Annotated in this window: 6 protein-coding genes; 2 read left to right on the forward strand and 4 right to left on the reverse strand. The window is 63.4% G+C overall.

Annotated features, from left to right (window positions below; all coding sequences use genetic code 11):
• Positions 1 to 13: 13 nt before the first annotated feature.
• The 4 genes from AB1Z25_RS23805 to AB1Z25_RS23820 form a co-directional block, all read right to left on the reverse strand.
• The gene (locus AB1Z25_RS23805) at positions 14 to 907 is read right to left on the reverse strand and encodes an ATP-binding response regulator (RefSeq protein WP_107801159.1); all 894 of its coding nucleotides are present in this window, start codon (positions 905 to 907) and stop codon (positions 14 to 16) included.
• Positions 882 to 3,470 (reverse strand): sensor histidine kinase, encoded by a 2,589-nt coding sequence (locus AB1Z25_RS23810; protein ID WP_253315599.1) that lies wholly within the window; start codon positions 3,468 to 3,470, stop codon positions 882 to 884. Before AB1Z25_RS23810 ends, AB1Z25_RS23805 begins: the two co-directional genes overlap by 26 nt.
• 45 nt (positions 3,471 to 3,515) lie before the next feature.
• On the reverse strand, positions 3,516 to 4,307 hold the full coding sequence (locus AB1Z25_RS23815; protein ID WP_107801157.1) for a ParA family protein: 792 nt from the start codon (positions 4,305 to 4,307) through the stop codon (positions 3,516 to 3,518).
• A gap of 116 nt (positions 4,308 to 4,423) precedes the next feature.
• Positions 4,424 to 4,906 (reverse strand): surface-adhesin E family protein, encoded by a 483-nt coding sequence (locus tag AB1Z25_RS23820; protein ID WP_235085113.1) that lies wholly within the window; start codon positions 4,904 to 4,906, stop codon positions 4,424 to 4,426.
• A gap of 382 nt (positions 4,907 to 5,288) precedes the next feature.
• Here AB1Z25_RS23820 and recQ point away from each other — a divergent pair, with 382 nt between their 5' ends.
• Positions 5,289 to 7,094 carry a DNA helicase RecQ gene (gene recQ / locus AB1Z25_RS23825; RefSeq protein WP_227106342.1) on the forward strand — a complete coding sequence of 602 codons (1,806 nt, stop codon included), beginning with the start codon at positions 5,289 to 5,291 and terminating at the stop codon, positions 7,092 to 7,094.
• Positions 7,095 to 7,178: 84 nt separating this feature from the next.
• Positions 7,179 to 8,396, forward strand: coding sequence for a bifunctional glutamate N-acetyltransferase/amino-acid acetyltransferase ArgJ (argJ, locus tag AB1Z25_RS23830; RefSeq protein WP_486636342.1), 1,218 nt, complete (start codon positions 7,179 to 7,181; stop codon positions 8,394 to 8,396).
• Positions 8,397 to 8,653 lie beyond the last annotated feature (257 nt).

Here is an 8,653-nt window from a genome sequence, read left to right on the forward strand (position 1 = left end):
CTTGAACCGCGTCTTATTCTCCGCTGTTGACGTGGGCGACCACGATATTGCCCCGGCCCTGGTAGTGCAGGCCGTCGAAGGACAGCTTGCGCGCGATCAGGATGCCGCGCCCATGACTGGACATCAGCGAGGCGGGCTCGGCGTTTTGGTAGTGCTCCCAGTCGAAGCCCGCGCCCATATCGCTGATGGTGAAGCGCATCTGTTCCGGTTCGCGGCTGAAGTCCACGCTGATCTGGCGCTGTCCCAGCACCGGGTCTTGCATGCGGCGGGCCAGCTCGGCCTCCCACTGGCCTTCGGCCATATAGTGGCTTTTCTCATCGAAGCTGATGTCCAGATTGCCGTGCTCGATGGCGTTGACCAGCAGCTCGAACAGGCCGGTGGCCACCCGCTCCGGATGGGCGCAGGTTTTGGCCAGCAGGGCGGTGACGGTCTGGGCTTCCTTGTGGCTGCGGCAGCTGAAGGTGGCCTTGTTCAGGTGGCGCAGGGCGTCGACGTGAAGATTGGCCAGTTCGCGGAAGTGGGCGTAGCGGTCCCAGTGGCCTATTGCCGCCTCGACGATGGCCAGCAGCATGTCGCGGGAAAACGGCTTGGTCAGATAGTAGAAGGCGCCGGCCGCCAGCCCTTCCTGCACGCTGGAGGCCGCGCCCATGGCGGTTTGCATGATGACCGGCAAAAACTCCAGCCGCGGCTCGCTCTTGATGCGCTTGAGCACGTCGAAGCCGCTGATGCCGGGCATCATCTTGTCCAGCAGCACGGTGGAGAAGGTTTCGCCTTCTCGCTGCAGGATGTCCAGCGCGGTCTCTCCGTCCTCGGCCTGGACCACTTCGTGGCCGGCGTCCTGCAGCAGCTCGGCCATCAGCTCCAGATTAAAGGGTTCGTCGTCAACGAGCAGTAGTTTGTGGGGCATGGTTGGGGTCCTCCGTGGCGCCGGCCTGTCCGGTGCGCGGAATGATGAAGGTGAACAGCGCGCCGCGTGTCGGCAAATTGCTGGCGAAGATGCGGCCATGGTGGGCGGAGATGATCTCGCGGCAAATGGCCAGCCCCAGGCCGGTGCCGCCTGCGCCGGTCTTGGTGCTGCTGCTCTGGATGAATTTGTCGAAAATGCTTTCCAGTTCGGATTCCGGCACGCCGGGGCCGGTGTCTTCCACGGTGACGAGGATGTTCTCGCCGTCGGCGTCCTGGCGCAGGCCGGCGTTGACGTAGATCTCGCCGCCGTGCGGGCTGAACTTGATGGCGTTGGACAGCAGGTTGCGCATCACTTGGCCGATGCGGAAGGGGTCGATGTCGGCGTGCAGTTGCTCCGACGAGCAGTTCAGATAGATGCGGATGTCGTTGAGCGCGGCCAGCGGCGTCATTTCGTCGCAGATGTCGTGCAGGCATTGGCACAGATTGTTGCGGCTTATGGTGTATTCCATGCGGCCTACTTCCATCTTGGCCAGGTCGAGCAAATCGTTGAGCAGGGTCAGCAGCCGGTTGCCGCTGCTCTGGATGCGGCTGAAGTATTGCGCCATCTTGTCGTCGTGCTGCCCGCGGGAGCGGGCCTGGCCCATTTCGGTGAAGCCCAGGATGGCGTGCAGCGGCGTGCGCAGCTCGTGGGACATATTGGCCAGGAACTCCGTCTTGGCGCGGCTGTTTTCCTCGGCCAGCACCTTGGCGTGGCGCAGGGTTTCCTCCAGCGCGCGCTGGGCGGAAAAGTCCTGATACAGCCAGATGGTGCCGAGCTTGGGCACCGAGGGGTTGATGGCCTTGCCGTACAGCCGGCACCAGAACAGCTTGCCGGTGCCGGTGCGCAGCCTTTGCTCGGTCTGCACCACCTTGCCGTCGTTTAGCAGGCTGTACAGCGCCTTGCCGGTGCGCTCCCATTGCTCAGGCGATTCAAAGAAGGGCAGGGTGCTGTGGCCGAGGATGACTTCCTCGCGCTGCTCGAACAGATCGAGAAAGGCGCGGTTCACCTGGAGCAGATTGCGGTCCACGATGTAGGCCATCGCCATCGGGCTGGCGTCCAGCAGCGCGGACAACTGGCGGCTTTGCACTTCCACCTGCTCGGCCAGGCTGTTTTTCAGTTCGATCAGAGCCGCTTCCTGCTCCTTGCGGATGGAGATGTCGCGGCACACCACCACGTAGAACCAGTCGTCCGGCAAGGTGACCCGGCTGAGCGACAGCTCCACCGGCAGCATATGCTCGTCGCTGCGGCGCAAGCTGGCCTCGAACGGCCGGCCCTCGTGCTCCTGGGCGATGTGTTCGAAGCTGCGCGCCGGATTGCGGTCGTACAGCTCGTCCAGCAGCTTGCCTATCGGCAGTTGCCGCACCATGTCCGCCGACTGGCCGATCAGCCGCACCGCCGCCGGATTGATCTGCAAGACCAGGCCCTGGTGGTCGATCAGGATGATGGCGTCGGAACTGGCTTGCAGAATGGCGCGCTGGCGCGCCTCGCTCTGCGCCAGCGCCTGCTCGGACATCACTCTGTCGTTGATCTGCTCGCGCAGCGTGCGCGTGTTCATTTCCAATTGCTGCTGGCTGCGCTTGAGCTGATCCTGCATCCGGCGCCGGGATTGGGCCTGCTGTTGCTGGAACCAGAACATCGCCAGCAAAAAACCGGCCGTGGTGGCCAGGATCGCCCAGTGGGTCAGCCGCATGCCGGGGTTAGCCACGCCTTGCGGATAGGCGCCGAACAAGATCTCGTTACCGCCCAGATTGTGGCGAATGGTGTACAAAGGCGGCGTGGACGGCAGCGGCCGGGTGGGCTGGGAGTCCAGCAGCGGCGCGTCGGGTTGTTCCTGGGTCCAGGCGACGATGCGGACATGGCGCAGCGGGCTGGCGGTGCCGGGTTCGCGCTGGCTGTCCTGGATCAGCTTGTCCTTGCGCAGATTCAGCAGCAGCAGGGTGTTGTCGTCGTTCAGCCGCACGACGATGTCCAGACGGCTGCCGTTGCTGCCGGGCAGCGTGGTCGGCATCAGCACCGGCTGGGTGCTGTGGCGCGCCAGGTCCATCTTGCGGCGGGCGTTGCCTACGCCCCCCAGGTCCAGACCTTGCGGCAAGGCGTTGCTGTCGTCCGGCAGGTAGCCGGACACCGGATAGTACAGCGGGCGGCGCGGGCTGGGCGCCAGATGGCGGTCCTGCAATACGCGTATGCTGTTGGCGATGCGGCTCTCGAACGCCTCGCGCTGTTCCGGGCGCACGTATTCGATGATGCCCAGACCGCCGAACGGCGTATCGTCGCGTATGGTGCTGCGCGCGAGCACGGCCAATGAACGCGGCTGAGGGCTGTTGGCCAGGCTCTGCGCCAGCACGGCGGAGTGATCCAGCATCGCCTGCATCCGCACCCGCAGCAACTCGGCGCTCAATTCGCCCCAGTAATGCTGGCGGTCGATGAGCTCGGCGCGTTCATCGTTGATCATCAGCCAGTATTCGGCGGACAGCAGGCCGACGCTCAGCAGGCCGCTGACCAGCAGCGAGCTCAGGCGATTCAAGGGGAGCCGCCTCCGCGCGAGCCGGCGGACGACGGGAGAGGGACGCTAGGCCGGCCGTCCATCCCGCGCCAGCTCCTGGTAAAGCGCTTCGAACTCGCGAGACAGTTTGTGGCGCGGGTCCAGGTACACCATGGGAAGCGCCGCATCGTGTGACTCCCGGATTTTCACGGATGAAGACAGCGGAGAGGACAACACCGGCAGGCCTTCTTGCTTGAGCTCCTCCACCAGGCGCACCGGCAAACTGGCCCGCGCCTGGAACTGGTTGACCACGATGCCTTCGATGAACAACTCGGGATTGTGGTCGGCGCGGATTTCCTCGGTGTTCACTTTCAGGTTATAGAGGGCCTGGCGGGAAAAGGCATCGCAGTCGAAGGGAATCAGGCAGCGGTCAGCGGCGATCAGCGCCGAGCGGGTGAAGAAGTTCAAGGCCGGTGGAGTGTCGATCCAGATCTCGTCGAACCGGCCGCTCAAGCTGTCCAGCGCTTCCTTGAGTTTGAACATCTTGTAGCGCGCCTCCAGCTTGCCCATCAGCTCGGCAAGGTCCGGGTGCGAAGCCAACAGACTGAGCCCGGTCAGCGGCGTGGCGCGGACAAAGTCCGCCGGCTCCTTGCTGAACATGGAAATGCTCAGCATCTGCTCGAACAGGCCGGCCAGCGACGGCGCGTCGTCCCGGGCGGCGGAACCCATCAGATAATGGCTGGCGTTGCCCTGCGGATCCAGGTCCACCAATAGCACCCGTTTGCCCTGTTTGGCGGCGACGGCGGCCAGATTGACGGTAATGGTGGACTTGCCCACCCCCCCTTTTTGATTGAAGACCACTCGTCGAATCGCTTGCATGGGCGCTCCAGGCATGGGGCCGGTTGGGCGGCGGGGCCGCTACGCAAAAAACGCCCGCTCGCGTTTTGGCGCGCCGCGGGACGCGGCCGCGAGCGAGCGGGCTGGGCGAAACGGGCTCAGAACCCGGGTTCGCCCTTGCATACCAGCAGCATCTGTTGATAGCTGGCCGAATTCTGCACTACCGGCATAGGTTTTATCTGAGCGTCATTATAGGTGAAGCTGGCGATCTGGCGGCCGTTCTCATCGAACAGCACCATGTCCAGCAGGCGGAAAGTGCGCTGCGAACAGTCTATCTGCCAAGTATTGATCGACACCTTGTGGCGCGGCGTGGACAGGAAGTTTTCCTTCTTCAGATTGAAGATGGTCTTGCGGTCGCGAAAGCTGGCCACCTGGCCCTGCTTGCGGACAGACAGCTTGTCCAGCTCGTTCAGGATGTTGCCGTTGGGAGAAACCCCCAAGTTTTGCCAATCGGCGTTGGCCGGACTGGCCCCGGACTGAGCGGGCTTGCCGACGGTCGATGGGCTGGGTGCTTTGCTGGGGGCGCTGGCGCAGCCGCTGATCACTGCGGCCGCCAGCAGGACGGGCCAAATATTACGCATTAATGCCTCCAAGAAATCGTCGGTCAGTGTCGCACAGCCGGGGGAAGGCTCCAAGCGCCGGCGCGCGGAACGGCTTGCGCGGCAGTGGCTAGAGACGGGTGACGGGCTGCCTTCGACAGTGCGGCGCCGCAAAAAATCCGCAATGCCATATAAGTATTTTTTTGCGAAAAAACGCCAAAAATAAATGGAAAAAAAGGAACTTCGCGAGTGTCCCACAGGTCCATGGTAGTGCGAGAGCATTTTTCCTCTTCGTTTCACATTGTCTCCATCCAACTTTATGGCCGCTGCACTCCAGCGGCCCTTTTTTTGCCCGTGGCTCCCGAGACGGGACGCTGCCGGCCACTTGCCGTACAATAGGCCCCTTCTCGCAAGAAGACGGCTTATGCAGGACGCGCTCTCCCTACTCAATAATATCTTCGGCTATCCCGAATTCCGCGGGCAGCAAGGGGAGATTGTCGATCACGTCGCCCAGGGCGGCCACGCGCTGGTGCTGATGCCCACCGGCGGCGGCAAGAGCCTCTGCTTTCAGATCCCCGCGTTGATGCGGCCGGGCGTCGCCATCGTGGTGTCGCCGCTGATCGCGCTGATGCAGGACCAGGTCGCCACCCTGGTGGAGCAGGGCGTGGCCGCCGCCTGTCTCAATTCCGCCACCCCGCTGGACGAGGCGCGCGACATCGCGCGCCAGGCGCGCGCCGGCTCGCTGGATCTTTTGTACGTGGCTCCGGAGCGCCTGCTGACCCCGCGTTTCCAAGAGTTCGTGTCGCAGCTGAATATCAGCCTGTTCGCCATCGACGAAGCGCATTGCGTCAGCCACTGGGGGCATGATTTCCGCCCGGAATACCAGCAATTGGGCTTTCTGGCCGAGCGCTTCCCGCAAGTGCCGCGCATCGCCCTGACCGCCACCGCCGACGAACAGACCCGCGCCGACATCATCCATTACCTGAAGCTGCAGGACGCGCGCGTCTTCCTGTCCAGCTTCGACCGGCCCAATCTGTTCTACCAAGTGGTGGAAAAGCACAACGCCAAAAAGCAGCTGCTCGACTTCATCCGCAACGAATACCCGGGCAGCGCCGGCATCGTTTACTGCCTGTCGCGCAAGCGCGTGGAAGACACCGCGCAATGGCTGTGCGACAACGGCATCCACGCCTTGCCCTACCACGCCGGCCTCAGCCATCAGCAACGCGAGGCGAACCAGCGCGAATTCCTGCGCGACGAAGGCGTGGTCATGGTCGCCACCGTCGCCTTCGGCATGGGCATAGACAAGCCGGACGTGCGCTTCGTCGCTCATATCGACATGCCCAAGAGCCCGGAAAACTTTTATCAGGAATCCGGCCGCGCCGGCCGCGACGGCCTGCCCGCCGCCAGCTGGCTGTGCTACGGGCTCAACGACGTGGTGCAATTGCGGCAAATGATAGAAGGCGGGGAAATGGCCGAGCTGCAAAAGCAGGTGGAACTGGGCAAGCTCGAAGCCATGCTGGCCTTCTGCGAAGCCGCCTCCTGCCGCCGCCAGCACATCCTGGCGCATTTCAGCGAACAGAGCCGGCCTTGCGGCCATTGCGACAACTGTCTGCATCCGCCGATCACCTTCGACGCCACCGTGGCGGTGCAAAAGCTGCTGTCCTGCATCTACCGGGTGGAGCAGCGCTTCTCCGCCGGCCACGTGATCGACGTGCTGCTGGGCCGCGCCAATCAAAGCGTCGGTCATTACGGCCATGACAAGCTGTCCACCTTCGGCATCGGCCGCGACTACAACCAACGCGTTTGGCGCTCCATCATCCGCCAACTGGTGGCGCGCAAGCTGCTGCATGTCGACATCGCCCGCGGTCAGTCGCTGGTGTTGAGCGACGAATGCCGGGCCGTGCTCAAAGGCCAGGAAAAAGTCTATCTGCGGCCGCTGGCCGACGATAAGGCGACGCGCAGCAGCGCCAGCGCCGATCGCTGGCTGCGCACCGAGCGCGAAGAGCGGCTGTGGCAGGCGCTGCGCGGCTGGCGCCGGCAAATGGCGGACGAACACAATGTGCCGGCCTACGCGGTGTTCTCCGACCGCACCCTGCGCGACCTGGTGGAAAAGCATCCCAGCTCCCGCGCCGGCTTGGCCAAGGTGTATGGACTGGGCGAACTCAAGCTGGCGCGCTACGGCGAAGCGCTGCTTGAACTGCTGAGCGCGGCGGCGGCCGAAGCGGGTTGATCCGGCCGCCGTTTTTGTTTCCGGTCCGGCGGATCAAATCCGCTACAATCGATGCGAATAATATTGATTGATCTGGAGCGATAGATGGCAGTAAACCTCAAGCCCGTCAGCGGCGAACATCTCTTCCCCATTCCCGGCGTGGAACTGAGCGTTGCCGCCGCCGGCATCAAGAAAGCCGACCGCAACGACGTGCTGGTCATCCGTCTGGACAAAGGCAACACCGTTGCCGGCGTATTCACCCAAAACCGCTTCTGCGCCGCGCCGGTGCAAATCTGCAAAAAGCATCTGGACGCCGGCGTGCAGATCCGCGCGCTGGTCGTCAACACCGGCAACGCCAACGCCGGCACCGGCGAACAAGGGCGCAGCGACGCGCTGCAAGTCTGCCGCACGCTGGCCGACGAACTGGGCTGCCAGCCGGAACAGATCCTGCCCTTTTCCACCGGCGTCATCCTGGAGCCGCTGCCGGTGGACAAGATCGCTGCGGCGCTGCCGCATCGGCAAGGCGCGGACTGGGCCGACGCCGCCCGCGCCATCATGACCACGGACACTGCGCCCAAGGCGGTCAGCGCCCGCCTGACGCTGGACGGTCATCCGGTCAACATCACCGGCATCTCCAAGGGCGCTGGCATGATTCATCCCAATATGGCCACCATGCTGGGCTTCATCGCCACCGACGCCGCCGTGACGCGTCCGGTGCTGCGTCAGCTGGTGAAGGAAGTGGCCGATGTTTCCTTCAATTGCATCTCGGTGGACGGCGACACCTCCACCAACGACAGCTTTATTCTGATCTCCACCGGCCAAAGCGGCGCTCCGTTGATCGATTCGCCGCAGCTGGCGGCCTATCAGGCGCTGAAGGCGGAGTTGATTCAAGTCGCCACGGCGCTGGCTCAGGCCATCGTCCGCGACGGCGAGGGCGCCACCAAGTTCATCACCGTCAAAGTTGAGGGCGGCCGCTCCTTCGAAGAGTGCAAGGACGTCGCTTACGCCATCGCACGTTCCCCGTTGGTCAAAACCGCTTTCTTCGCTTCCGACCCAAACCTGGGGCGCCTGCTGTGCGCCATCGGCTACGCCGGGGTGCAGGACCTGGACGTCGATCGCCTGGAGCTGTATCTGGACGAGGTGCTGGTCGCCGTCAACGGCGGACGCAATCCTCTATATAAAGAAGAAGACGGCCAGCGCGTGATGGCCCAGCCGGAAATCCTGGTGCGGGTAAACCTGGGGCGCGGCGCGGCGGAAGCCACGGTTTGGACCTGCGACTTCTCTTATGACTATGTGAAGATCAATGCGGACTACCGCAGCTGAGCAAGGCGTTTTAGCCGTTTGGGCCGCTCCGTTTGCCGGAATGCCGGCCTCCTGCCCAGAAAAAGCCCCGTCAATCGGGGCTTTTTCGCATCCTGCGCGTTTCCTCCGCGCGGGCTTGTCGGAGCGTTGGAGAGAAATTGTTCCGGCCCGGAATGACAGCTTCTTTACAAATCAAAAGCTTGCCGGCGCTGTTTGCGAAATCTCCGTCTTTTTTCAAAATAGGTGTTGACGGAGCGAGGGCTGTAACGTATATTTCA

This window comes from Chromobacterium sp. HL1 (genome assembly GCF_057418835.1).